A 25,090-nucleotide genomic window follows, 5' to 3' on the forward strand; every position below is an offset into this window, starting at 1 on the left:
CGATTTCCAGCGTAAATATATGTCAGGGTAGTGGGTCGAACATCTGTACTTTGGATGAGCTTATGCCTCTGCCATAGACGACCAAAGTATGACTCACGGCAATACCCCTCACTGCTATAGTGTTTATCGTATGGATACCCTCTACCCGCCTCCTCAAGATATTCAACGCACTACCCTGAGTGCGGGCCGACATCGTTTGCATGTTGAGACCAGCGGTAATCCCCGCGGGCTGCCGGTGTTATTCCTTCACGGCGGTCCAGGTTCCGGTTGCCGGCCCCACCACCACCGCTTTTTTAACCCCCAGCACTATCACATCATCTTGCTCGACCAACGGGGCTGTGGACGCTCCCAACCCCATGGCGGTCTCCAAGACAATACAACATGGCACCTTATCGACGATATTGAAGCATTGCGAACGTCCCTGAATATCTCCAGTTGGATGCTATTTGGCGGTTCCTGGGGGGCGGCGCTGGCCCTGGTATATGCACAGCATTACCCCCGGGCCGTATCATCGATGATTCTGCGGGGCAGCTTCCTGGCTCGAAAGGCCGATCTTCACTGGCTCACTCAACGCGGTGCCAATCGCCACTTCCCCTTGGCTTGGCAGCAATTTAGTAATGCAGTGAATGACTACGAACAACACGACATGGTGTCTGCCTACTACCAGCGACTATGCAGTGACGACCACAGGACGCAATTAATGTATGCCAAACTGTGGGAGACATGGTCAAGCGTCGTAACCTTGGGAAGAGAGCGCCCTTCGCCATCTAGCGTCTCACTATCTCAGCTTGAAGAAAAGTTACTAATAGAGAAAGCCAGTATTGCGCTGCATTACGCCTATCACGACTATTTTCTCGACCAACACCCTATCGCCGATCATTTACACCAACTGCCCCAAGTGCCCATCAAAATCATCCATGGGCGCGATGATTATCTGTGCCGCCTTAGCGCCTCAGAAACTCTCGCCAAGCACTTGCCCTGGGCCAGCATGAGTCGCGTCAACAACGGCGGCCACCTAGCCGAGGACTCACTTATTTGCCGCGAGCTAGTGAAGGCCACCGACGCCTTCGCCCAAAATCTCGTATTCGACTAATAACACCGTTGTAGTGCCTATTCGCGCCTTTAGTGGCATGGTGGGAACGGACTCATGATTGCTATTGTTTGCCGCAAAGTATTATCTGAGGGTCCGTTATGGAGCACATTATCATTGTCGGTGGCGGCGCTGGTGGCCTTTCCCTGGCAACACGCCTTGGTCGGCACTTTCATAGAAAGAGAACTGTTCAAGTGTCTTTAATCGACCGCTCCCCCACTCACCTGTGGAAACCGCTGCTACACGAAGTCGCAGCGGGTACCATTGACGCGGCTTTCGACGAGCTGAATTTTCGCTTTCACGGCCGTCGACATCACTTCCAGTTTATTCAAGGCAGTGTCAATGCTGTCGACCCTTCGACACGAACCCTGACATTGTCTGAAGAAGTGTATCAGCACGGCCGCACTCGCATCCCAAAGCGCGAACTGCATTACGACTACCTGGTATTAGCCGTTGGGGGAGTCAGCAACGATTTCGGCGTGCCGGGCGCGCTTGAGCATTGCTATTTCCTCGACAGTAAGCAACAAGCCGAACAATTTCACAGCACCTTGCTGGAATATTGCATGGGCATAGCCCACAGCAAGCAGACAAAACCCACCCTCAATATCAATATCATCGGTGGCGGTGCCACTGGCGTTGAATTGGCAGCCGAGCTAACTCACACCGCTGAAGAGCTCCGACAATACACCAGCGCCACCGCGACGCCGGTGACATTCCGCTTGACACTGCTGGAAGCAGGGCCCCGCATTCTTCCGGCGCTGTCCGAAAAACTATCAGCCTCAGCCACAAAGACATTGGAGAAAATTGGCGTGGACGTCCGCTGCGGGATCGCCGTTAAGGCATGCCGCAGTGATGGTCTGGAAACGGCCGGTGGCGATACCTTAGCCGGCGACCTTCAGGTGTGGGCGGCCGGCGTAAAAGCCCCTGGCTGGTTGAGCGCGATAGAGGGCCTGCAAACTAATAATCGCAATCAACTTACGGTACTTCCCGATTTACGGTGCTGCGGAGACGAACATATTTTTGCCATTGGCGACTGCGCTAGCCTTATGTTACCCAACGGTGGCTTTGTTCCTCCACGCGCCCAAGCCGCTCACCAAATGGCTGACGTGGCTTATAAAAACATCCTCCGCCTGCGTAAAGATAAATCGCCGAAGGCGTTTCACTATCGAGACTTCGGCTCGCTGGTATCCCTCAGTCGATTCAATACGGTGGGCGGGCTGTTTGGCGGCTTGGCCTGCGGCGAACTGCGCATTGGTGGCTTCCTTGCACGTATCGTCTATCTATCTCTGTACCGAATGCATTTAGTTTCAGTGCATGGCTTAGTTCACTCTCTCGTTATTGCCTTCGCCGCACGTCTTCATAGAAAGATAAAACCGCGATTAAAACTCCATTAACCTGACAGTTAATTTTCTTTAAAGTATCTTTGCACGCTCGCGAAAAGACGGGCGTGCTGTAGTCTGGCTGATTCTCCAATTAACTTCTTATCCGCGGGAATTTTTCCCGACCTCCCAGTGTAAATCTCCATTTCTAGACAACGCGAATAAGATAATTATATCTCTTCCGTGCTACGGACTTATTTATTGGAGACGCCATCGAGGAGAGTGGTATGAAAACAAAAACAGAGACATGCTTTGAACGGTCACACAATTACAGGAATAAACGTTGTTCAACGATGCTTACTAGCACACTCAGCGCCCTCATTTTTGCAGGCTCGCTCACAAGCAATAACGCATTAGCAGAAAAAGTCGAATGGAATGATATACTCCAAGATCAAGATAGCGCCCAGGATGTTTTAATGTATGGCATGGGACCGAAGGCTCAGCGATACAGCAAACTTTCGAAAATCAACGATAGAAATATTCAAGCTCTATCACCTGCTTGGTCAATGTCTTTCGGGGATGAAAAGCAGCGGGGGCAGGAAACACAAGCACTGTTCCACGATGGTACGCTCTATGTAACCGCATCCTATTCTCGAATTTTTGCAATTGATGCACGCACGGGAAAACAAAAATGGAATTACAAACACCGCCTCCCTGAGGATATTCGTCCATGCTGTGATGTTATCAACCGAGGCGCAGCTATATACAAAGACTTAGTGTTCTTTGGCACACTAGACGCCGCCGTGGTCGCCCTAAACAAAGACACCGGCAAACCGGTGTGGAAGAAGAAATTTGGCGATCATTCTGCCGGATACACTATGACTGGCGCACCTACTATAGTGAAAGACCAAAAATCCGGCAGGGTCCTGTTGATCCATGGATCGTCCGGGGACGAATTTGGGGTCGTTGGCAAACTTTTTGCCCGAGACCCAATGACGGGCGAGGAAATATGGATGCGCCCGTTTGTCGAAGGCCATATGGGACGTCTAAATGGGAAGCCCAGCACACCTACCGGTGATATAGAAGCGCCCTCCTGGCCGCGCGATGAAAAAGGAGAACTGGTTGAAGCCTGGCATCACGGTGGTGGCGCACCGTGGCAGAGCGCCAGTTTCGACGTTGATACCAATACCATTATTATCGGCGCCGGCAATCCCGCCCCATGGAACACCTGGAAACGCACCTCGAAGGGTGGCAACCCTCAAGACTACGACAACCTCTATACGTCGGGTCAAGTAGGTGTCGACCCAAGCACTGGCGAAGTGAAATGGTTCTATCAACATACACCCAACGACGCTTGGGACTTCTCGGGCAACAATGAGCTTGTTCTATTTGAGTACAAGGACAAAGGAAAACTTGTAAAGGCAACCGCTCACGCCGACCGCAACGGATTCTTCTATGTCGTCGACAGGGAGAACGGCGAGTTTATTCGCGGCTTTCCCTTCGTCGATAACATTACCTGGGCCACTCACATCGATCCAAAAACAGGCCGCCCGGTAGAAGTCGAAGGACAGCGGCCGCCTCTGCCCGAGCCAGGCAAGAAACGCGGCAAATCTATTGAAGTATCGCCGCCTTTCTTAGGTGGTAAAAACTGGAACCCAATGGCATACAGCCAAGACACGGGCTTGTTTTACTTGGGCGCAAACCACTGGAAGGAAGACTATTGGACTGAAGAAGTAAAATATGAAAAAGGTTCAGCCTACTTGGGCCAGGGCTTCCGCATAAAACGGATGTACGATGACCATGTGGGTATATTGCGTGCAGTTGATCCAGTAAAAGGAAAAATTGTATGGGAACACAAGGAGAAGCTACCTCTATGGGCTGGAGTCTTGGCTACCGCAGGCAACCTTATCTTCACAGGCACCGGTGACGGTTACTTTAAAGCCTTCGATGCCAAAACCGGTAAAGAGCTCTGGAAATTCCAAACTGGCAGCGGAATCGTCTCTTCACCAATTACATGGGAAATGGATGGAGAACAATATGTAGGTGTCGCCTCAGGCTACGGCGGTGCAGTTCCACTTTGGGGTGGCGACATGGCAGAGTTAACCAAACCTGTTCCCCAGGGGGGCGCATTCTGGGTGTTCAAGATTCCCCGCTGGGCGAGCAAGTGACTATGAGTTCCTTCTGACTCTATTGGAGTCATCCTTGGCCCGCCCATAAGCGGGCCTTTTTTAACGACTCACTCGCTATACCGGAGCATTTTATGCCGTCATCTACATCGTTGAAGTCACTAATCATAAGCCTATTTATATTTGCCACTTCGCTAAACGCGCAGAATGCAGAACCTGGGAACAGCCGCAAAATTGGAGATTGCGTCATTCAGCCTAAAACCCATTGCCCGGGTGCCGACCTGCGGCACGCCAACCTACAACAGGCTAATTTAGCTGGCGCCAATCTCCGCGGTGCAAAGCTAGCTAGGGCAGATTTACGCCACGCCAACCTTCGCGGCGCAAACCTGCAGGGTGCTGATCTAGATGGGATTAACGGCTGGGCCGCTTTCTTCCAAGGAGCAGTACTTGATAATGCCAGTCTCCGCGGCGCCAATTTGGAATTTGCGCGTTTTAGTGGTGCCAGATTGGTTGGCGCAAATATGCAAGCGTCTAACCTGGAAATGGCATGGATGAGCAAAGTACGCTTAGAGAAAGTAAACTTGAGAAATGCCAATTTGCAGGAAGCAAAGTTCTACTATGCCGATTTTCTCGGCGCTGACTTGCGTGGAGCCAACATAAGATATGGGATATTTCAAGGTGCGCGAATGACAGATTGCCTCGGCTGCCCCTTCGATTGGTAGGCGCCTTCGAGAACTCTAAAATCTATCAAAGCAACTATATCGTTTCTCTATCAACCTGAAACTGCCCAATTTTTATCAGCCCATTCTGGATAGCAAGGTGTACAAGTTCCGCAGTGTTACTGACTTGTAGCTTACTCTTTAGTTGACTGCTGTAATTCGCTACGGTCTTGCTACTCAAACACATTTGGTTAGCAATACACTCTGTACTTAACCCCCTCGCGAGGTTGACAAAAATCTCAAACTCTCGCTGCGTCATATTAGAGAACCGCTCACCAGGGACATTTTTATTGAAAGCCATTCCCATGAGTAAATCAGACTGAATAAAACGCTGACCGCTAGAAACTTTTTTAACAGCGGCAATCAACACTTCCGGATCGCAGCTTTTCGTAATATAGCCCTTCGCGCCAGCTTCCATCGCTTGCTCTAGGACTGGGATTTCATCATACATACTAAACATCAACACAGCTGCAGCACTGTCCCAAGAGCATATTCGCCGTACCGCTTCGATACCACTTATGCCTGGCAAGTTAATATCCATAATTACCAGATCCGGCTTTTCACTTCTGTACAGCGCTACCGCACGCTCGCCACTATCCGTTTCAAGGATCGATACTGAGTCAGGTAGTACACTAATTAAGAGTCCAGCATAACCCTGCCTGACCACAGCATGGTCATCAGTAATTAATATTTTCACACTCCACCCCTCTCGTAGTCTGGCACTCCCGCGTTGACACTAGTCGCCAACTCAACGCAAATCTTAGTTCCCGCCCCATCATTCGCTGTGAACTTGATCTCGGCGCCAATCGCCGCTGCTCTCTCATTCATAAAACGGATACCCATACCTATCGCACACGCATCATCATCCATCCCGACCCCGTTATCGAGAATCGATAAATATAGGTTATCCCCATCCCGCGAGGTGTCTATACAGACCTCTACGTGAGAAGCGTTGGCGTGTTTCAGAACATTGTTCAACGCTTCCTGAACTATCCGGTAAAGGTGGATACTCTGATTAGAATTCAAGGTAGGTGGTGAATCCGCGCAGGAATAGTGGCAGGGTATATTGACGCTGTCGCTCCATGTTTTACACAACTGACGAGAAGCGTGGTAAAAATCTGTACGATCGAGTTCGGTAGGCCTCAAGCGATGAACAATATTGCGAAAACTCAATAGGACATTGCTACTTATGCTAATAATCTTCCTGGCGTTTACGCGCACCGCCTCGCTACTTTCTACGCTTAACGAGATCGTCCCTGCAACAGCCTTAATAGCACTGAGGTGTTGGCCGAGGTCATCGTGAAGTTCCCGCGCCAACTCCCGTCGTTCCTGCTCCTGTAAACATAACAACTGCCTATTCAACAGCCGGTTTTCGTATTGTTGCTTTTCCAGCGCAGCAGCCATTTCATTAAAATGGCACGCCAATCTGTGCGCTTCAGATATCGAATAGCTCGGCAATCGCTCCTGATAATTCCCTCTCTCTATTTGGTCCAAAGCACATAAAAATCTGCGAATTGGCCTTAGGCTTATACGACCGCCCACCAAGACGGCAACATTGGCTACTAACGCACAGGCTACAATTAGCAAAAAGATTTGTACGACACTCTCCCAAACCTCCAATAATTCGTCAGTGGGATCGGCTACCAGCAATAGCCTCTCACCTTTGACAGGTATGTGTTCAATTAGTCTTCCGGCCGGCCGACCCCATACAGCATCGTAAAACCACAGTGGCACTGAACCCGAGCTTCTTGGGATAATGTCCTCGCTCATGTTCAAGTTAGAAGGTTCACTAATAATCTTAAAATGACGATAGTGTTGTAATTTTTTAGTTATCTCGTCTGCACTAGGGCAGTACTGTCGGGGCACCATATGACAACCTTCGGTCAGCGCCGCTACAAGGCCCATGCTGGCTGAAACCTCACGCTCTATATCTAGCCGTGCTTGTCTCACCATAACAACGACACATGCCAACAGAAGCATTGCGAACACCATGGTTAAGAAGGCATTTACACGGAGTACCGTAGTCATTGTTATTATACCGGCGGCGTGGGAAAAGGGGCCAAAATAGGCCCCTTTTTAACATTAACGCTTTGGTAGTTTAAAAGTCCAAACGCTACCACCTTGGTTAAAGTTCTTGATGCGCTTGGCGACTTCGCCCCCCCACAATGGGATCGCACCACCCCAACCGGACACCACGGTGACATATTGCTCACCGTCTTGCTCCCAGGTAATTGGCGAGCTGACAATACCCGAGCCGGTGTTAAACTTGTACAGCATCTCACCGCTTTTGGCGTCAAAGGCCATCAAGTAGCCCTCGGGATTACCCGTAAAGACCAAGCCACCAGCCGTAGCCAACACGCCGCCCCACAGCGGAGCATTGTTGCGATGCTCCCATACGATTTTACCGGTCTTTGGGTCAATCGCTTTCAAAGAGCCAATGTATTCCTCGAATATGGGCTTGATGGTAAAGCCGGAACCAAGATAGGCAGCCCCTTTCTTGTAGTTAACGGGCTCGTTCCAAATATCCATACCCCACTCATTAGAGGGTACGTAGAACAGGCCAGTGTCCTGGCTGTAAGCCATTGGCATCCAGTTTTTACCCCCCAAGAAAGACGGGATAGAAAAGACGTCTTTGCCTTTCTTACCGTCTTTACCAGTGGTGGCTGGGTTACCGGGACGATTATCGGGGTTAAAAATAGGACGGCCATTCTTATCAAGGCCTTTAGCCCATGTGATGTTTTTCACAAAGGGGAAGCCGCGAATGAAGTCACCGTTTTCCCGGTTCAGAACGTAGAAAAAGCCGTTGCGGTCTGCTGTTGCCGCAGCCTTGATAGTTTTGCCTCGATCCTTATAGTCAAAGGATACAACCTCGTTCACACCGTCAAAATCCCAGCCATCGTGGGGCGTGGTTTGGAAATGCCACACGATCTTACCGGTATCCGGATCGATGGCGAGTCTTGACGCACTGTACAGGTTGTCACCGGGTCGCAAATGTGAGTTCCAGGGTGCCGGGTTACCGGTACCAAAGAACAGGAGGTCGACGTCTGGATCATAGGTGCCACCCAACCAGGTCGCTGCACCGCCGGTTTTCCACATATCTCCGGGCCATGTTCTCCCCGCCTCGCCGCCAGTGATGCCGTTTTCTTTACCGTTGAGGTAGCCCATATGCCCTTCAACAGTGGGACGAGTCCAAATCAACTTACCGGTTTTGGCATCCCTGGCTTCGACTTTACCCACAATACCGAACTCGCCGCCCGAAACACCGGTAATTACTTTCCCTTTTACAATTAGTGGCGCGGCAGTCATGGAATAGCCCGCTTGATAGTCACCTACCGTTTTGCGCCAGACCGGTTTTCCGGTTTTAGCGTTAAGTGCCACCAGCTTTGCATCGAGAGTACCAAAGATAACCAGATCACCGTACAAGGCCGCACCGCGGTTAATAACGTCACAGCAGGGCATGATCCCATCCGGAAGGCGTGCATCGTACTGCCACAGCTCTTCACCGGTTTTAACATCGACAGCAAAGATTCGGGAGTACGAGCCGGTCACATACATCACGCCGTCTTTAACCAGAGGCTGAGATTCCTGGCCGCGCTGCTTTTCGCCGCCGAAAGAAAAAGACCAGATCGGCACCAGATTCTTAACATTTTTGGTATTGACAGATTTAAGGGGACTAAAGCGCTGCCCCTGGGGCCCCAAACCGTAACTGACGATATCTTCTGTCGTCACGGCATCATTAACGATATCGGCATCGTTGACTGACGCCGTCGCCACGCTGGCCGTCAATCCCATAGCAATGGCGAGACCTATCGACTTACCTAACAGCGTTCTCTTCATCGGAATTCTCCTTCTGAACTCTATATTTATATTGCAACGTGGCAACAATCTTTAAAGCACCACATCTAACGCCGGGTGATCCGGTCAAACGTTTTCCCAAAAGGCAATACGTCTGATCTTGAGTATGAAAGGGGAATAGGGGGGCAACAATTGACCTAGGGCACTGCAAAGACACTACATTGGTAGTAATTTGGTATCAGTTGGCGGCGTTTTGGGGAGCACTGCTATACAAGGAGGGGCGCGCATAACCTGCGCCGTAACGGGCGAAGATGTTTTCGACAAGGCCTTCATCAATTAGCGCCTTGATGACGCTTTCCAGTCGATAGCCCAGCGGTCTGAAGTCGTGGCGGATAGCAATACCAATATCCCAGTCGAGGCTGCCCATAGTCTCTAAGCCATCGCTGTCGATATCAATATTTTCCCCCGAAGCATTTAGAGTCCACTCCAACTGGGTACGCATACCGGCGACGGCACTGATTTTCCCTTCAAGCAAATCAGCAGTGGCTTGCTGAATGCGGATGTAATGCCTGACGTTGTCTCGCAATCGCCCGCCCAGAAAACCGGACAAAAAGAAATCCGGTAGGCTGTCCAGCTCTACACCGATAGGTTGATACTGAAATATGGCCAGGTTTCTTACATCGCCGATTTTGTCCAGATTCCGAGCGATACGCCAGGACTCTGTGTGATAGGGCGCCAGCATAACAACCAGATCATTCCGCGGTAGACCATAACCGTCACGTGCGTAACTGTAGCGGCGGTCATAGGGAACCCGCAACATTACATCGGCGACTCGACGCTCTATGACATTGCCCTTCCAAATCGCATTGCGTAAATCGTCGTCGACGGTTTCATCGGCAGTGACCCACATCCAGCGGGGCTTCAGTGCCAGCCTCTCGGCTATTGCCTTACCCAAATCGATATCGATTCCCTCGGGCTTGCCGTCAACAAGCTGGGAGTAAGGCGGGAAATCCCGGTACACCGCGAACTCGATGTACCCGGAAGCCTGGATGTCCTCCAGGCTTCGCGCTGCAGACTGACTTGCTGCCAGCAGCAACGCGCAAAAGCACAAGCAAAACCCGCCAAATCTCATCATTACACTACCGCGTTTTATTCTTCGATTTTGCGGGTATCGATATATGAGCGGATAGCCCACATCGCTTCCTGGCTCAAGATTTCCTCAAAGGGCGGCATGTAAACCCGGCCGTCAACCACAGCGCCGTTTCTTACCCGCTCCATAAACCACTGGTCCGCTTCTTCGGCGTTGAAGAACTCCATAGGGTCGTTAAGCTTTCGTAGATCCGGGGTAATTCCACCCGAGATCGCTTCCAGACCGTGACAGCGCGCGCAGTTTTGGTTATACGCTGATGCTCCAACCCGGATGGCTTCTTCATCACCCCGGTATGGATTTTCTTGCCGCCACTCTTCCCCCAAAGAGGGCAGCGTGCTGGTATCAACAGCTTGGGGCGTAACATTACCGTGTGCGAACAACCCACTACTGGCACTAACCAGTACGGTAGTTACCGCAGCACTCATTGATAATCTTTTAATGGATAAACTCATAACCTTGCCCACTCTATTTATTAAAAACACAACGTTGTTGGTCGAGATACAAATGACCGTATTGGGCACTAGGCTAACGAGTCAGCGAGAGCTTGGACAATTGTGCTTTGGTGTCACACAGCATAGACCGACACCACACTAAAGTCGTAATTTTCCAGCGGAGATCACCGTAAAACCGGGTTCTGACGGCCAAAATTACTACTTTAGTACTATGTCAGTCGCGACTAAAAGCATATATCAATGCGATGCGAGTCGTCCTAGGCTTTACCTATACCTAAATAACGATAAACGACGATGGTATTGGGCACAGGTAGCCTGGCGACAATGAAACCCTACACGAAAGACAGTTTTATTCTGATCAGTATCGCAATAGCAATTGCAGCTCTGGCACTATTTGCATCCCCGTTGTGCGCCTCCACAGACGGTAATGACAAGCAGCCGGTAGGCAGCATCGAAATACTGTATGTAGAGCAAGTCTTTGTCGCCCAGCCTACGCTTTCCAATATCCGGCCGCCCGCCGAAGACAGTGGGGCTGCTGGCGCCTTACTGGGCGTTGCGGATAACAACACCACCGGCCGCTTCCTGGGTCAACATTACCGTGTAAAAGTCATTCGCGAGGGGGACCCCAAAACGCTGATTGCCCGTGTTTTAGAGCACATAGATGTAAACGGCGCTTTGATTCTTGCGCACCTCCCCACTGGAACCTTGCAACAACTGGCCCAATCCAGCGGCTTGAGTCGCTCCTCGATTATATTCAATGTCAGTAATCAGGATAACGTACTGCGGACTAACTATTGTCGCCCCAGGCTGCTTCACACATCACCCAGCCGAGCCATGCTTACCGACGCACTGGCTCAATTCCTGGTCGCCAAGGGTTGGCAACGCTGGCTACTACTGCACGGCCCCTATGCCGAGGACAAGCGGTATGCGGATTCTGTCAAGCACAGTGCCAAGCGCTTTGGTGCCACCTTGGTTGATCAGCGGCAATGGAGCTTTGATAGCGATTTACGCCGCAGCGCACAAAAAGAAATCAGGCTCTTTAGCCAGGCGAAGAACTACGATGTAACAGTAATCGCAGACGAACGGGGAGATATAGGTGAGTACATCCCCTACAACACATGGTTAGCCCGTCCGGCAGCGGGCACCCAGGGCCTGAAGCCAACCGCCTGGCACTGGAGCGTCGAGCAGTGGGGCGCTACCCAGCTTCAAGAGCGCTTTAGAGCGAGCGCATCCCGGGATATGAATGACCTGGACTATGCCGCCTGGTTAGCAGTGAGAGTAATCGGCGAGGCAGTCACCCGTACGAACAGTGACGACCTCAATAAGTTGTACCGCTACATCCTCAGCGATAGGTTCGAGGTGAGTGGATTTAAGGGCAGACCTCTGTCATTCAGGAGCTGGAACGGTCAATTGCGACAACCCATTCCCCTGGCCCATCCCAGGTCCCTGGTTAGCCAATCACCGCAAGCAGGCTTCTTACACCCAAGGTCTGAAATGGATACGTTGGGCTTTGATCAACCAGAGGTGGAATGCCAATTTGCCCAACCCTCTTCACCGGCGGAGCTGTAGAACAATGATTTTCTTACGATCTTTACATGTTTTCTTAGCCGCGGGGTTATCTCTTGTCGCCATGACAAGCGTCGCTGAACAGGCCTATGTGTCCAACGAAAAAGACAACACGCTTTCTATCATCGACCTAAAAACCCTAACAGTTACCAAAACTATTGAGGTCGGTCTGCGTCCTCGGGGCATCACCTTTAATCGAGATTATTCGAAGCTCTATATTTGCGCCAGCGATTCTGATGCGGTTCAGGTTCTGGATGTAGCGACCGGTGAAGTTGTCGCTAACCTACCTTCGGGAGAAGACCCCGAGCAGTTTGCACTACACCCCAATGACCGCTTTCTGTATATCTCTAACGAGAACAACGCTATTGTTACCGTGGCTGATATCGAAGCCCAGGAAGTTATCAGCCAGATCGAAGTGGGCCTGGAACCGGAGGGAATGGCCGTCAGCCCCGATGGCAAGTGGGTCGTCAACACATCCGAAACCAGCAACATGCTGCATTGGATCGACAGCACGAGTCATGAGCTGGTCGACAATACCTTGATTGATCAACGCCCGAGGCATGTCGAGTTCAGTGAAGACGGTAGCCAGCTATGGGCCTCGTCGGAAATAGGCGGCACAGTGACCGTCATTGATGTCGGCAAGCGCACCGTTCAGCACGTGTATCGATTTTCCATCCCCGGCATCCACCGTGATCGTGTGCAACCCGTGGGTATTCAACTTACCCGGGATGGCCGTTACGCCTTTGTCGCCCTGGGCCCGGCCAATCACATTGCGGTGATCGATATTGCTAAGAAAAAGGTGGTCAAATATTTACTGGTCGGCCATCGGGTCTGGCACCTGGCGTTGAACAACAATGAGCAACTTTTATTGAGTACCAATGGTGTCAGTGGCGATGTTTCGGTGATTAATGTTCCCGAACTCAAAGTAATAAAGAGTATTAAAGTCGGACGCTATCCCTGGGGTGTCGCGATCAAACCGTGAGGTAAGCATCATGTCGAATAATGCCTTGGCTATCTCAAACATCAGCTATGACTATGGCAACCAGGCCGCTCTTAATGCCGTGACATTCGCTATCGCGCCCGGTCAGTTCTTTGGCCTACTGGGGCCCAATGGCGCCGGAAAATCGACCTTAATGGCTCTTCTAACGCGCCTCCTAAAACCTACAAGTGGTGACATTCAAGTATTTTCACGCTCCCTCTCAGCACAGCCCAGCGCCATCATGTCAGATATCGGTGTGGTCTTTCAGCAAAGCACCTTGGACCTCGACCTTAGCGTTCTCCAAAACCTAAACTACCATGGTGCTCTGCACGGCCTGTCGGCACGGGACACCTACATCCGGGTTAGCGACGAGCTGCACCGCTTTGGACTCCAGAACAAACGTCACGCCCGGGTAAGGGAGTTAAACGGCGGTCACCGCCGCCGAATTGAGCTGGCTCGCGCCATGTTGCACAGGCCCAAGCTGTTGCTTTTGGACGAACCGACTGCCGGACTGGATATCGAGTCCCGGGCGGCGCTAAACCGGCACGTTCGACAGCTCTGCGAAGATCACAACATTGCCGTTCTGTGGACCACACACCTTATTGAGGAGCTGGAGACCAGGGACCCACTGCTTATACTGGACCGCGGTACCACCAAGGCCCTGGGGCAGGCTGATACGCTGCTCAAAGAGCACAATTGCGACAATATCGGTGAACTATTTGCTCTACTCACCACGCCCAGCGAGGCGGTTGCATGAAGCGCTCGGCCTACTTCCACGGCTTTATGGGCATCGCCAAGCGGGAGCTCTATCGGGTGGTGCAACAACGTTCCCGGTTTATATCATCGCTGGTCAGGCCTTTACTCTGGTTGGTGGTATTTGCCGCAGGATTTAGAGCCGCGCTGGGGGTAGCCATTATTCCGCCCTATCAGACCTATATCACCTACCAGGTCTATATTATTCCAGGGCTGATTGGCATGATCCTGCTGTTTAATGGCATGCAAAGTTCTCTGTCGATGGTCTATGACCGGGAAATGGGCAGTATGCGCGTATTGCTCACCAGCCCGCTGCCAAGGCCATTCCTTCTGGCTTGCAAGCTCATCGCCAGCTCACTAGTATCACTGGCCCAGGTCTATGCCTTCCTGCTAGTGGCGCGTTTCTTTGAGTTTAGTCCGCCGGCAAGTGGCTATTTTTACGCTCTTCCAGCTATTCTACTGGCGGGCTTCCTGCTGGGAGCCCTGGGCTTGCTGCTTTCTTCCCTGATCCGTCAGCTGGAGAACTTTGCCGGAGTGATGAACTTCGTGGTCTTTCCCATGTTCTTTATGTCCTCCGCGCTTTACCCCCTGTGGAAAATCCGCGAATCCAGCGAAATCCTCCACGCCATCTGTCAGGCCAACCCCTTCACCTACGCCGTCGAGCTGATTCGTTTTGCCCTTTACAGCGAGCTCAACGGCCGAGCCCTGGCAGTGTGCTCAGCCACCGCCGCCGTACTATTTAGCGCAGCAATAGTGGGCTACGACCCAAAACGAGGTCTGTTGAAACGCAAGGTTGGTGCGGGGTAGCTCAACGCAAAGGCAGGGTTTACACCCCAAACAAAAAACGCGCTATAGTTTGGCTTTACCCGCTACCTGAGGCCAATAAAGTTGATAACACGCAGGACGTATAACCATGATTCACATACTTATCGCCGACGATCATCCGCTGTTCCGAGAAGCTATCCGAAATGCGACCCAGCGGCAGTTCAACGATGCTCAGATTGGCGAGACGGGCTCTCTGGAAGAGAGCCTGGACTACCTTGACCAACACCCCGACCTGGACCTTGTGTTACTCGACCTCAACATGCCGGGAATGGATGGGCTAAATGGCATTGTCACCCTCCGCAACACTCATCCCGACGTCGCCGTTGTGGTGTTGTCGGCTGAAGAAAACAAAAATGTGGTATTGCAGTCGATGGCCTATGGCGCAGTGGGCTTCATCACCAAGTCCATGCCACGGGAAAACATTATCGATGCGATAAAACAAGTCCTGGATGGGCAGGCCTTTTTACCGCCCGATATAATTCGGCAGAGCGAAACAAGCGGCAACCGGCGCCCTGACCACGCCATTCCCTCGGAAGTAATCTCATCGCTGACCCGGCGACAACTACTCGTATTTGAGCGCATGGCGAAAGGAGAATCCAACAAGCAGATAGGCTACGAACTGAAAATCGCCGAAACCACCGTCAAAGCCCACGTGTCGGCCATTTTACGCAAGCTCAACGTGCAAAACCGCATGAAGGCCGTGCTGTGTGCAGCGGCCATAGATTTTGACCACTACCTGCATCGCTCTAGATAAGCGGCGCCCCCTACCCGGCCTCCACGGCATCGCCCTTTTGCGACAGCAAGTACGCCAAAACAGATTTCAGCTTCAGGGGCTTAATGGGTTTATTAAGCAGGTGAAAGCCCTGCTCCTTCACCAACTGCCTTAGCTCGTTGCTGTAGTTGGCAGTGATGAACAGACTGGGAATCCGGTGTCCAAGGCGCAGGCTAATCATTGCTTCGGCATCCAGGCCGGTAGTGTCATCATCTAGATGGTAGTCTAGAATCAACACATCCGGCTCGGGCGATAGCACGTCCCGGTCCACTAGGTCTTTCAGGCTCTGCGCCGTCCTGACCTTACAGCCCCAGCTTTCAAGCACGGCGGACATACCCAGACAAATTGAGCGGTCGTTATCTACAACCAGTACGGAACAGCCACTCAAGTGATTGCCGCCAACAGCCGAGGCCTGCTGCTCGCTACTACACTGTTGCTGGCGCGCATCGGCATAGGGCACACATACCGAGAACATAGAGCCTTTACCCAGCTCTGAAGTAATTTTTATGTCGTGCCCGAGCACCCCTGACAGCTTGTCAACAATGGCCAAGCCCAGCCCCAAGCCCTTGTCTTCACGACGGGTCTCGCCGTTAATACGCTTGAACTCACGAAATATTTCTTCAAGTTGATCCTCTGGTACACCAATACCCGTGTCCCATACCTGGATCTCCACATAATCGGTCCGGCGCCGACAGCCCAGCAGGATCCGGCCCCGGTCGGTATAGCGCAGGGAGTTGCTGAGGAAGTTTCTCAATATCCGGGCCAATAGTTGGCTATCTGAGTAAACCGTGACATTGGCTTCAATATAATCGAAGCCAAGTTGGTTACTGCGAGCCTGCTGCTGAAACTCTTTGGCAAGGTTGTTAATTAGAGTATTAACACAAAAGGCCTCCCGCACAGGCTCGACTATGCCGGCCTCCAGCTTGGAGATATCGACCAGGGTACCCAGCAAAGACTCAACATCGGCAAGGGAGTAGCTGAGAGAGTTGGCTAACTGCCTGGCCTGTACCGGCAGCTCATAATCCATTAGGGCGGTCGCAAATAGCCTGGCAGCGTTCAGCGGTTGAAGTAAATCGTGGCTGGCAGCGGTAATGAACTTGGTTTTTGAGGTGTTAGCGGCTTCTGCTTCGCGCTTGGCCACCAATAGGCTATCTTCTACCTGTGCCCTTTCTTCAATCTCATTGCGCAACTTGTGATTCAGTGCTGACAATTCCACAGTTCGCTCATGGACGCGTTTTTCCATATGTTGGTAGGCATTTTTCAGCGCTTCTGCGGTGCGACGTTGCTGAGTCACATCCTGGTAGGTATTCACAAAACCACCACCGGGTATAAGGTGGCTTTTTATCGCGATCACACGGCCATCATCAAGCAGCTCTTCAGTCTGGAACAATGAACGCTGCCCGCGATCTGCCAGTGTGTCCGGAGAGTAGCTGATACCTTCCAACGCTGTGCCAGAAAACATATCGTGGAAATTCGCGCCTTTAGCGACGCTCTCAGGGGCAAGCCCAGTGAGTTCAATTAACAGCTGGTTCCAGGCTTCGACCTGATGACTGGCATTAACCAACAACACCCCCAAGGGCAAGTTGGCGATCATCGATTGCAGGACACGGTTTTGCTCGGCCAAGACTTTTTCCTGCCGGGCAATTTCATTTTCTTTAAGGCGGGTAATGTCACTGTAGACAACCACTAGGCCGTCATCCGCCGTTGGGCGCTCCGACACCTGCAACCAACGCCCATCGGCCAAGCGAATAACACTGTCTCGATTCCCGTCCCCTCGGGCCACGAGTTTTTCAAAGGGTTTGCCATGAGGGTCAAAGATGCCGTGCTCAACCGCCATCAACGACAATTCTCGGAAGGTCGTTGTCCCCACCTCGAAATTTGCCCCGGTGCCTCGCCAAAAATCGTAGAAATGGCTGTTACCCAACACCAAACGCCGATCTTTATCGAATAGTACAATGGCGTCTGAAATACTCTCTATAGTGTCGAGCAATCGCTGACGGGAGTGCGCGAACTCCAGGCGCGTCAGCGATAGATTTTGATTGGCCTCTTCAAGCTTATAGAGGGTTTTTCGCAGCTTAATGGTGCGATCTTTGACCTTATCGGCCAGCAGAGCCGCATTTTGGAAGGAGCGATAGGCATCGCCATGGTTTGCCCAACCCTGCTCGACCCGTTCAATCAGAACCTGGTTGGTTTTTTTTAGCTTTTCGTTTTCATACTGCAGCGCTTCAATGACGCTTTCCAACTCTTGGTTGCGCCGGCTCCCGACCTTGCCCTCTGCGTCGCTGTGCTGTGCATGGGCACTTTCAAAGGGGGAAGTCATCGTACTTACCGATTGCAACACCAGTGAAGGTATGGTTGACATGCATTGCGTCGCAGTGCTCACCGTAGGTATTGAATCCAACAATCTTATAACGACGATAGAGTGCTTCTAACGCTTCTGAACTGTCCGTGTCTTCAACTTCGATACGGCGGTGTATACAGTCGTAACCAATGACGATATCCGGGTCACCCACTTCGGCGACAACGCGACGCATACGCTGATCGAACTCCTCAATCAGGCGACCATTTTTCATTTTTGTCAGCACAATACCGGTATCAATCGCACAGAAAAAGGTCAGACTCAGATCATCGTTAACCTGCTGCACGGATCGCACAAACGTATTATCGCCGACCTGTACAGACAGGGGATGCATCGCAAAATTGCGAGTGCTCAGCTCATCCAGGGAAATCCCCATGATGCGGCAGTACTCCAGGGCCGCCGGCTCTGCGTTAAATTCATAAACAATACGCTTGGCAGCATCGGCTTTGGTCACAACCAATTTTTCCTCGCCTGGCGTCAAATGGTGGCCGTGAATTACGGTGAAGGGTCGTCGAGTATTGACCAGAATGATGGCCGCTGCATTGCTGAAGAATTGCTTGTCGTAATAAATGTGGGTATCGCGAAAGTGCAGATTATCCCCCGCCGAGCCACCCACTAGCGGGATGCCCGGCAATGCGTCGTTCAAGGCACTTAAGACCAATTCCTCTTGAACAGAGAGGCCGTCGAGTAAAGAGAGGGCGAAACTGTTTTCTCCGACAGGTGCCAGGGCCTTATCCTCAAGGCGTTCTAAGGACTGCTTTATGGTATCGAATGCTCCCCGTTCAGAAAAAGAGGCTAGGTTAGGTAGCAGCGTGGTTTCGACAACAAAGTGATCTCTCGACAAGGCAAAGCCCGCAATAGACCCACTACGCATGCCAAAGGGGGAAATCTCTCCAGCGGTGGTGCAACCCAAAACAGGGATATCGCCAAATAGGGTAGCCAACGCCCTACCTAATTCCTCCCGGTTGTAATCCACGCAGCAAAAAAAGATCACACAGGCAGGTTCGACACCACTGAGGCCATCAAACAATTCTGTAGCGGCAACAGCAGCGTCTTGACTCTCCGAGCTGCCATAGGCGACCGCTGCATGTTCTGCCATGGTTTGCGATTCTAATGCCATCATTTAGTAGTCCTCATTCCCACATTATTTTTTTTATTTCTGTTTTGTGTTTCTACTTTTTATCGCACCACCGTATTGCTCTTATCGCGAACACAGCGTGGTTTACCCTACCCAGAAAAACCGTTGTCACAGCATGGCGGCGACAACCGTCTCCCTAACTCGAGCAATATCCTTATCAGTACGAGGGTGGGGCAAGGGGATAGTGACCTCCCCTGCTATACTGGCCGGCGATCCCGACAGAAATACGATTCTATCGGCCATCGCAATGGCCTCATCGACCAGGTGTGTGACGTACACTATAGTGTAGTTATTTTCTTGCCACAGTGCCGTGATCAACTCCACAAGCTCTTTGGCTGCCCCCTTGTCCAAGGACACCAGGGGCTCATCCATCAGTATTAGACGCGGCCCCGGCATCAGGGCCCGGGCCAGTGCAGCCCGTCGCTGCATCCCTCCGGAGAGGGCATGTGGATAGGCCGACATCCAGTCCGCCAGACCAACCTGCTCGAGCAAAGCACGGCCGCGCGCTTTTACATCATCGGTACTGGGGTCGTCAGCAACCAAACAAATATTATCAAGCACATTTAACCACGGCATCAAGCGTGGCTCCTGGAAAACCATACCAATGCTATCCACGCCAGTAATATTACCGCCAAAACGGCGGTCAAGCCCCGCCATGATACGCAACAACGTGGTTTTACCGGTCCCTGAGGGCCCAATTATGGCAGTGAACTCCCCCTCCTTGAGAGTGAGGTTCAGTCCCTTTATCACGCTCTTGCCGGTGCCGGGAAAGCGCTTATCTTCGACACTGACCCTTATCGCCCCCGCCATGCCTCTATCCTTGCCTCCCACCGGCGCATGAATACGCTATCCAGTAATAAAATAATAATCACAAAGGCCGCGGTGTAAGCTAAAATCCCTTCAATATCAAAATATTGGAAGTAAACACCGAGCTTGAAGCCGACCCCGTTGCTGCAGCCCATTAGCTCCACCACCAGTACGATTTTCCAGACCAGTGCCAAACCGGCGCGGCAGGCCGCTAAAAAATAGGGCACCAGCTGCGGCAGATACACCTGGGAGAAGCGGCGCCAGCTAGACACGCCAAACACACTCGCCACTTCTAATAGACCGGCATTAACTGCCTTTCCCCCTTCCCGCAGAGTCACCGCTATTGTCGGTAACTTGTTGATAGTCACGGCGACCACCGCTGCTACATCGGTCAAACCCAGCCAGATGAAGCTCAAGATAATCACCACCAATGCCGGTACATTGAGCAACAGGGTTAACGGCACATCCAGCAAGGCATCGAGTGTTCGGTAACGTGCCATAAGCAGCCCCAGTGCTGCCCCCAGGACGAGCGCGGCACTAAAGCTGATGGCAACACGCTGCAATGTGGCCCACATGTGCATAAACAAATCACCCTGACCGCCTTCACTCCACAGACGCTGAGCCACAGCGAGCGGCGCCGGCAAAGCTTCAGGCTGTCCCCACCACACCACTATGTGCCACACCAATAACAGCGCAGCCAGGGAACTAAATCGTATTGCCGAGTTGCCCATAGTGAGAGTTCACGATTCTTTACTCCCCTGCCACCAGGCGGCGCCAAGGTTGCCTTTGTTATTGTTAGCTGAATAGGTAAATCCGCTAGAGAGCTCTGTTAGCAGTTGGTGTAGCAGCACCACCGATTCCCGCCCCGCAGCTGAACTTTTAGGTATGCCATGGCGGTAGGCGTCGATTAAAGATTGAAATACAGCCTCGTTCTCAGTCTGCATAAGGGGTTTTATCCGCTGCCATTCTCCCCTCTCGGTGGCAAGGATGTGCTTGGCCCGGTAGGAGGTCGCCAGAAAGCGATCAACCAATCCCGATTTCGCGCCAGGCCACTGTGCATCGAATACCCAACCCAACATGGGCGTCTCACCGCCAATACCCAACTCGGCCATCGCGGTTGCCGTTGGCAGTAAAACAGACATGCCCTGGCCAACCAGGCGCGCGTTGTAATGCCAATAGTTAACAACCGCGTCTAACTGGCCATTCAATAGCATCCGGTTCAACAAAGGCGGCGCCGCGAAGCGCACGTCTGCATCGCTGCGCAGATCGATACCGGCCGCCTTCTTGGCATATCGGGCAATCAGCAGCCAGCTTTTATCGACAGGACCGCCGGCCACACCCAATCGCTTGCCCTCGAGGTCAGCGAGGGACTGAATACCCGACTCCGGCGATACCACCAGGCCGCCCACCGCCGTTGAGTAAGGGTAGTAACGATATTGTTTCTGGCGCCGGTTTTGCTCCAACACCCACAGCCAATCGTTGACGATAATATCGACGTGACCGGCTTGTAAGGCCACTGCGGCGGCATTGCCCGAGGCAAATTCCACGACCTGCATCGAAAAGCCGGCTTCCCTATCCAGCTGGTGATACCGTATTACCGACAGCTCCCAGCTCACTGTTCCAAATTTCAATACCCCCACCCGGACGCTGGGTAGCGTATCGGCACTAGCAGGGCCTAAGCCAAGCAGAACAACAAACACTACCCAAAGGAGGCGAATCATCACTGTTCCTCCGCAGAGAGAGCCCTGGCATTACCCACATTGCGCAATACCAGAGCTTGCACATCATCCGAGCCAGCCGCCCTTTCGACGGCGCTCTTAACGCTGTGGTGATGAGGCGATTTGGCACAGACCGGGTCGGCATTGGCGGCGTCGCCAGTGAGCAGATAGGCCTGACATCGGCAACCGCCAAAATCCTGTTCCTTTTCATCGCATTCCCGACAGGGCGACTTCATCCAGCTGTCGCCCCGGAAGTGATTAAACCCGGGGGACTGCCACCAAATGTCATCGATGCTGTGATCTTTCACTGACGGGAAATCAATGGGCAAGTCCCGGGCACTGTGGCAGGGCAGTGCCAGCCCATCAGGCGTGATGGTAAGAAAGATGGAAGCCCAACCGTTCATACAGGGCTTCGGGCGGGACTCAAAGTAATCCGGCACCACAAAATAAATTTGCATGGCCTTGCCGTAACGCTTACGGAAACGCGCCGTTACCGCTTCAGCTTTCTCAATCTGCTCCTTTGTGGGTAGCAGGGCATCGCGATTATGTAGCGCCCAGCCGTAATACTGCGCGTTCGCCAGCTCCACATAGTCGGCACCCACTTCAGCGCACAATTGCAGAATAGACTCTATATGATCGATATTCTGTCGATGCAAGACAAAGTTGATCACCATAGGGTAATCAAACTCTTTGACGCACTGCGCCATTTCCAACTTAGTTTTAAAGGCTTTATGGCTCCCCGCCAGAGCGTTGTTGCCTGCGGGGTCGCTGTCCTGGAAGCTCAACTGAATATGATCCAGCCCCGCCTTTTTAAGGGATGCCACTCGCTCCCGGGTCATACCTATGCCGGAACTGATCAGGTTAGTGTAATACCCCATGCCTCTGGCTTCAGCGATAAGGGTTTCCAAATCCTGGCGAATTAAGGGTTCCCCTCCCGATAAACCCAACTGCGCCGCCCCCATTTCCCGGGCCTCTTTAAAGACGCGCAACCATTCTTCAGTATCCAGCTCCTGGTTGTGGCGATGGAAGTCCAGTGGGTTAGAACAATACGGACACTGCAAGGGACAGCGGTAGGTCAGCTCCGCCAGCAGCCACAGAGGAGGCCCAGCCCGATCAGACAAAATCGGTCCAGCCTTTGTCGCCCGCACCGGAGAAGAAATCGCACACGTCCTGATGCAAACTGCCAGCCTCGGGGTAGCGACTCTGCAGGGTATGGCAAATGTCAGCAACGGTGTGTTCACCATTACACTCGCGAAGAATTTCGCTGGCACTGACGTTGAGTTTCACCATACCCTCTGGATAGAGCAGAACATAGCTGGACTGGCTAGGCTCCCACTGCAAACGCACGTGTCGGTTTACAATCGGTTTTTGGCTCATATCGATCATTATCCGTCTCCGTTAAGGTGGTGGTAGGGCGGGCGGTTATAGACGTGAGCCAGGGTAATGGCATCCAACAGGCTCCATAACACGTCCAACTTAAACTGCAGTATGTTCAATGCTTTCTGCTGCAGCGCGGCGGTGTCAAAGTAATCCAGAGTCACCGCCAGACCGTGCTCAACATCCCGGCGGGCCTCACCGAGGCGCTTGCGGAAATAGTGCAACGCTGATGAATCGATCCAGGGATAGTGTTGAGGCCAGGTATCCAGACGGCGCTGATGAATTTCCGGCGCAAACATTTCGGTGAGAGAGGAACACACCGCCTCCTGCCACGTGGCTCGGCGGGCAAAGTTTACGTAGGCATCCACAGCAAATCGCACGCCGGGGAGCACGTAACGATGTTCCAGTAATTCCCGGCGGGAGAGGCCAACAGCTTCGCCCAAATATATCCACGCCTCGATGCCACCCGGGTCGTCACCGCGCCCATCGTGATCGAGAATCCGCTGCACCCACTCCCGACGAATGTCTCGGTCCGGACAATTGGCCATCACCGCCGCGTCTTTCAGCGGAATATTGTCCTGATAGTAAAAGCGGTTCGCGACCCAGGCACGAATCTGCTCAGCGCTGCAATCGCCGGTGTGCATTGCGGTGTGGAAAGGGTGGTGAATATGGTAGTAAAGCGCCTTATCCTTGAGCTGTCGTTCGAATTCATCCCGACTCAACGCTGCAGTGGCCACGGTTACATCTCCCCTTGCGCAATCGGCTGGCTGAGGTAGCTGGGGTTGGCTATTGAAATATCCATACCATCGTAGGCAACCTCAATCCCTTCCTTGACCAGCTTGGCGCGCTCCGGTGAATTCTCGTCCAGGATTGGATTGGTATTGTTGATATGAATAAGGATCTTGCGCTGATCCTTGAATCGACGCAGTAGCTCGATCATACCGCCCTGACCTGCCTGCGGCAGGTGCCCCATCTCCTTCGCCAACTTAGTGCCCACACCGGCGTAGATCATCTCGTCTTCACGCCAAAAGGTGCCATCCACCATCAAGCAATCACTGAGCAACATATACTCCACAACGGCATCGGTGAGACCTCCCAGTCCCGGCGCATAAAACACACTGCCGCCCGAGGTCAGGTCTTCGATAAACAAGCCAATATTGTCTCCCGCATGGGGGTCATGGCGGTGGGGAGAATAAGGAGGCGCCTTACCATTTAAGGGCACTGCGGTGAGCCGCAAATCTGGAAAACCATTGAGGTGTGAGGGGCCGCCATCAATGGCTAATTCATGATGGCGAACACCGCCATTCCAGTGAGACAAGATATTCAGCAGCGGAAATCCAGTGCTCAAGTCCTGTTTCACCATTGCGGTGGTATACACGTCGATGGGGCAGCCCTCGCGCAGCGTCAGCAGACCGGTAGTGTGGTCAATCTGGCTATCTACCAGAACAACGCCACCAATACCGGTATCCCGCAGGCCCCGATGGGGCTGAAGTTCAGGAAAGGACTCCAACTGGGCACGAATATCCGGCGACGCATTGACCACCAACCACTTTCGGTCATCAGTGGTGATCGCAATCGACGACTGGGTGCGGGCCGTCGCCTGTATTTTGCCGTGCCTCAAGCCGTAACAATTGTGGCAATTGCAATTCCATTGCGGAAAACCGCCCCCCGCAGCAGAGCCCAAAACGTGAATTCTCATACTCGATAACTATCTGACAACGTTGAAAATCGGCGTAGCCCGGCGCACCGGGCTACGCGGCTTAACGACTCATGAAGTACATTGTGACTTCAAAACCGAGACGCAGATCTTGATAAGAAGGGCTTACCCACATGGCTATTACCTCTTTGGTTAACACGTTTCAGAGTACTGAGTTAAGGCTTATTTGGTGGTCCCACCAAGCAGGCCTAGACTCATAGTAAGAAGGCCACCCTCTGGCGAATACTGTACTTTAGGACTAGTTCCGGCCGGATTTAGTAGCAGCCAGAGCTGGCGGCACAGACACCAGGGCCGGGGCAGGCGAAGACAGAGCTTTATAACCACGAGTTATAAAAAAGCCGCGCCAGGTGGCGCGGCAGTAGTGGCAACACAATTGCCGAGAGGTGCCCAGACACCCTACTGGGGAATAGCAGTGACCGGGCGGGAGC

Annotated in this window: 24 protein-coding genes; 9 read left to right on the forward strand and 15 right to left on the reverse strand. The window is 52.5% G+C overall.

What is annotated here, in order from left to right:
• The first annotated feature begins 130 nt into the window (after nt 1–130).
• From pip to I6N98_RS16250, 4 genes are all read left to right on the forward strand, one after another.
• On the forward strand, nt 131–1,093 hold the full coding sequence (pip, locus tag I6N98_RS16235) for a prolyl aminopeptidase (RefSeq protein WP_232787381.1): 963 nt from the start codon (nt 131–133) through the stop codon (nt 1,091–1,093).
• A 98-nt stretch (nt 1,094–1,191) separates the two neighbouring features.
• Complete coding sequence (locus tag I6N98_RS16240; protein WP_198569369.1) at nt 1,192–2,484, forward strand: NAD(P)/FAD-dependent oxidoreductase; 1,293 nt, start codon at nt 1,192–1,194, stop codon at nt 2,482–2,484.
• A gap of 278 nt (nt 2,485–2,762) precedes the next feature.
• Nucleotides 2,763–4,577, forward strand: coding sequence for a methanol/ethanol family PQQ-dependent dehydrogenase (locus I6N98_RS16245; protein ID WP_198571691.1), 1,815 nt, complete (start codon nt 2,763–2,765; stop codon nt 4,575–4,577).
• A gap of 92 nt (nt 4,578–4,669) precedes the next feature.
• Entirely contained in the window at nt 4,670–5,257 is a 588-nt protein-coding gene (locus I6N98_RS16250) for a pentapeptide repeat-containing protein (RefSeq protein ID WP_198569370.1), read from the forward strand.
• Between the two features lie 34 nt (nt 5,258–5,291).
• Here the strand turns inward: I6N98_RS16250 and I6N98_RS16255 are convergent, their stop codons facing one another.
• From I6N98_RS16255 to pedF, 5 genes are all read right to left on the reverse strand, one after another.
• A complete protein-coding gene (locus I6N98_RS16255) occupies nt 5,292–5,951 on the reverse strand; it encodes a response regulator (RefSeq protein WP_198569371.1) in 660 nt (219 codons plus the stop codon).
• Complete coding sequence (locus tag I6N98_RS16260) at nt 5,948–7,282, reverse strand: HAMP domain-containing sensor histidine kinase (RefSeq protein ID WP_198569372.1); 1,335 nt, start codon at nt 7,280–7,282, stop codon at nt 5,948–5,950. Before I6N98_RS16260 ends, I6N98_RS16255 begins: the two co-directional genes overlap by 4 nt.
• A gap of 54 nt (nt 7,283–7,336) precedes the next feature.
• Entirely contained in the window at nt 7,337–9,091 is a 1,755-nt protein-coding gene (locus tag I6N98_RS16265; RefSeq protein ID WP_198569373.1) for a methanol/ethanol family PQQ-dependent dehydrogenase, read from the reverse strand.
• 196 nt (nt 9,092–9,287) lie between these two features.
• Nucleotides 9,288–10,184, reverse strand: coding sequence for a substrate-binding periplasmic protein (locus tag I6N98_RS16270; protein ID WP_198569374.1), 897 nt, complete (start codon nt 10,182–10,184; stop codon nt 9,288–9,290).
• A 14-nt stretch (nt 10,185–10,198) separates the two neighbouring features.
• The gene (gene pedF / locus I6N98_RS16275) at nt 10,199–10,624 is read right to left on the reverse strand and encodes a cytochrome c-550 PedF (protein ID WP_198569375.1); all 426 of its coding nucleotides are present in this window, start codon (nt 10,622–10,624) and stop codon (nt 10,199–10,201) included.
• Nucleotides 10,625–10,975: 351 nt separating this feature from the next.
• Here pedF and I6N98_RS16280 point away from each other — a divergent pair, with 351 nt between their 5' ends.
• The 5 genes from I6N98_RS16280 (at nt 10,976) to I6N98_RS16300 (ending at nt 15,528) form a co-directional block, all read left to right on the forward strand.
• The gene (locus tag I6N98_RS16280) at nt 10,976–12,220 is read left to right on the forward strand and encodes an ABC transporter substrate-binding protein (protein ID WP_198569376.1); all 1,245 of its coding nucleotides are present in this window, start codon (nt 10,976–10,978) and stop codon (nt 12,218–12,220) included.
• Between the two features lie 61 nt (nt 12,221–12,281).
• A complete protein-coding gene (locus tag I6N98_RS16285) occupies nt 12,282–13,199 on the forward strand; it encodes a YVTN family beta-propeller repeat protein (protein WP_198569377.1) in 918 nt (305 codons plus the stop codon).
• Between the two features lie 10 nt (nt 13,200–13,209).
• Complete coding sequence (locus I6N98_RS16290) at nt 13,210–13,953, forward strand: ABC transporter ATP-binding protein (RefSeq protein WP_198569378.1); 744 nt, start codon at nt 13,210–13,212, stop codon at nt 13,951–13,953.
• Entirely contained in the window at nt 13,950–14,756 is an 807-nt protein-coding gene (locus tag I6N98_RS16295) for an ABC transporter permease (RefSeq protein WP_198569379.1), read from the forward strand. The genes I6N98_RS16290 and I6N98_RS16295 overlap by 4 nt, the downstream gene beginning before the upstream one ends.
• 106 nt (nt 14,757–14,862) lie before the next feature.
• On the forward strand, nt 14,863–15,528 hold the full coding sequence (locus tag I6N98_RS16300) for a response regulator (RefSeq protein WP_198569380.1): 666 nt from the start codon (nt 14,863–14,865) through the stop codon (nt 15,526–15,528).
• A 10-nt stretch (nt 15,529–15,538) separates the two neighbouring features.
• On the opposite strand, the gene I6N98_RS16305 is transcribed toward I6N98_RS16300, so the two are convergent.
• From I6N98_RS16305 to pqqA, 10 genes are all read right to left on the reverse strand, one after another.
• On the reverse strand, nt 15,539–17,866 hold the full coding sequence (locus tag I6N98_RS16305; protein ID WP_198569381.1) for a NahK/ErcS family hybrid sensor histidine kinase/response regulator: 2,328 nt from the start codon (nt 17,864–17,866) through the stop codon (nt 15,539–15,541).
• Nucleotides 17,850–19,028, reverse strand: coding sequence for a nitric oxide-sensing protein NosP (gene nosP / locus I6N98_RS16310; RefSeq protein WP_198569382.1), 1,179 nt, complete (start codon nt 19,026–19,028; stop codon nt 17,850–17,852). The genes I6N98_RS16305 and nosP overlap by 17 nt, the downstream gene beginning before the upstream one ends.
• A gap of 123 nt (nt 19,029–19,151) precedes the next feature.
• A complete protein-coding gene (locus I6N98_RS16315) occupies nt 19,152–19,853 on the reverse strand; it encodes an ABC transporter ATP-binding protein (RefSeq protein ID WP_198569383.1) in 702 nt (233 codons plus the stop codon).
• Nucleotides 19,838–20,581 (reverse strand): ABC transporter permease, encoded by a 744-nt coding sequence (locus I6N98_RS16320; RefSeq protein WP_198569384.1) that lies wholly within the window; start codon nt 20,579–20,581, stop codon nt 19,838–19,840. Before I6N98_RS16320 ends, I6N98_RS16315 begins: the two co-directional genes overlap by 16 nt.
• A 9-nt stretch (nt 20,582–20,590) precedes the next feature.
• Entirely contained in the window at nt 20,591–21,571 is a 981-nt protein-coding gene (locus tag I6N98_RS16325) for an ABC transporter substrate-binding protein (RefSeq protein ID WP_198569385.1), read from the reverse strand.
• Entirely contained in the window at nt 21,571–22,689 is a 1,119-nt protein-coding gene (gene pqqE, locus I6N98_RS16330; RefSeq protein WP_232787382.1) for a pyrroloquinoline quinone biosynthesis protein PqqE, read from the reverse strand. The genes I6N98_RS16325 and pqqE overlap by 1 nt, the downstream gene beginning before the upstream one ends.
• Nucleotides 22,682–22,954 (reverse strand): pyrroloquinoline quinone biosynthesis peptide chaperone PqqD, encoded by a 273-nt coding sequence (gene pqqD, locus I6N98_RS16335; RefSeq protein ID WP_198569386.1) that lies wholly within the window; start codon nt 22,952–22,954, stop codon nt 22,682–22,684. The genes pqqE and pqqD overlap by 8 nt, the downstream gene beginning before the upstream one ends.
• A complete protein-coding gene (gene pqqC / locus I6N98_RS16340) occupies nt 22,954–23,682 on the reverse strand; it encodes a pyrroloquinoline-quinone synthase PqqC (RefSeq protein WP_198569387.1) in 729 nt (242 codons plus the stop codon). Before pqqC ends, pqqD begins: the two co-directional genes overlap by 1 nt.
• Nucleotides 23,683–23,684: 2 nt before the next feature.
• Nucleotides 23,685–24,644, reverse strand: a complete 960-nt coding sequence (pqqB, locus tag I6N98_RS16345) for a pyrroloquinoline quinone biosynthesis protein PqqB (RefSeq protein WP_198569388.1) — start codon at nt 24,642–24,644, stop codon at nt 23,685–23,687.
• Between the two features lie 61 nt (nt 24,645–24,705).
• The gene (gene pqqA / locus I6N98_RS18855) at nt 24,706–24,777 is read right to left on the reverse strand and encodes a pyrroloquinoline quinone precursor peptide PqqA (RefSeq protein WP_420497002.1); all 72 of its coding nucleotides are present in this window, start codon (nt 24,775–24,777) and stop codon (nt 24,706–24,708) included.
• Nucleotides 24,778–25,090 lie beyond the last annotated feature (313 nt).

Source organism: Spongiibacter nanhainus (assembly GCF_016132545.1).
GTDB lineage: Bacteria > Pseudomonadota > Gammaproteobacteria > Pseudomonadales > Spongiibacteraceae > Spongiibacter > Spongiibacter nanhainus.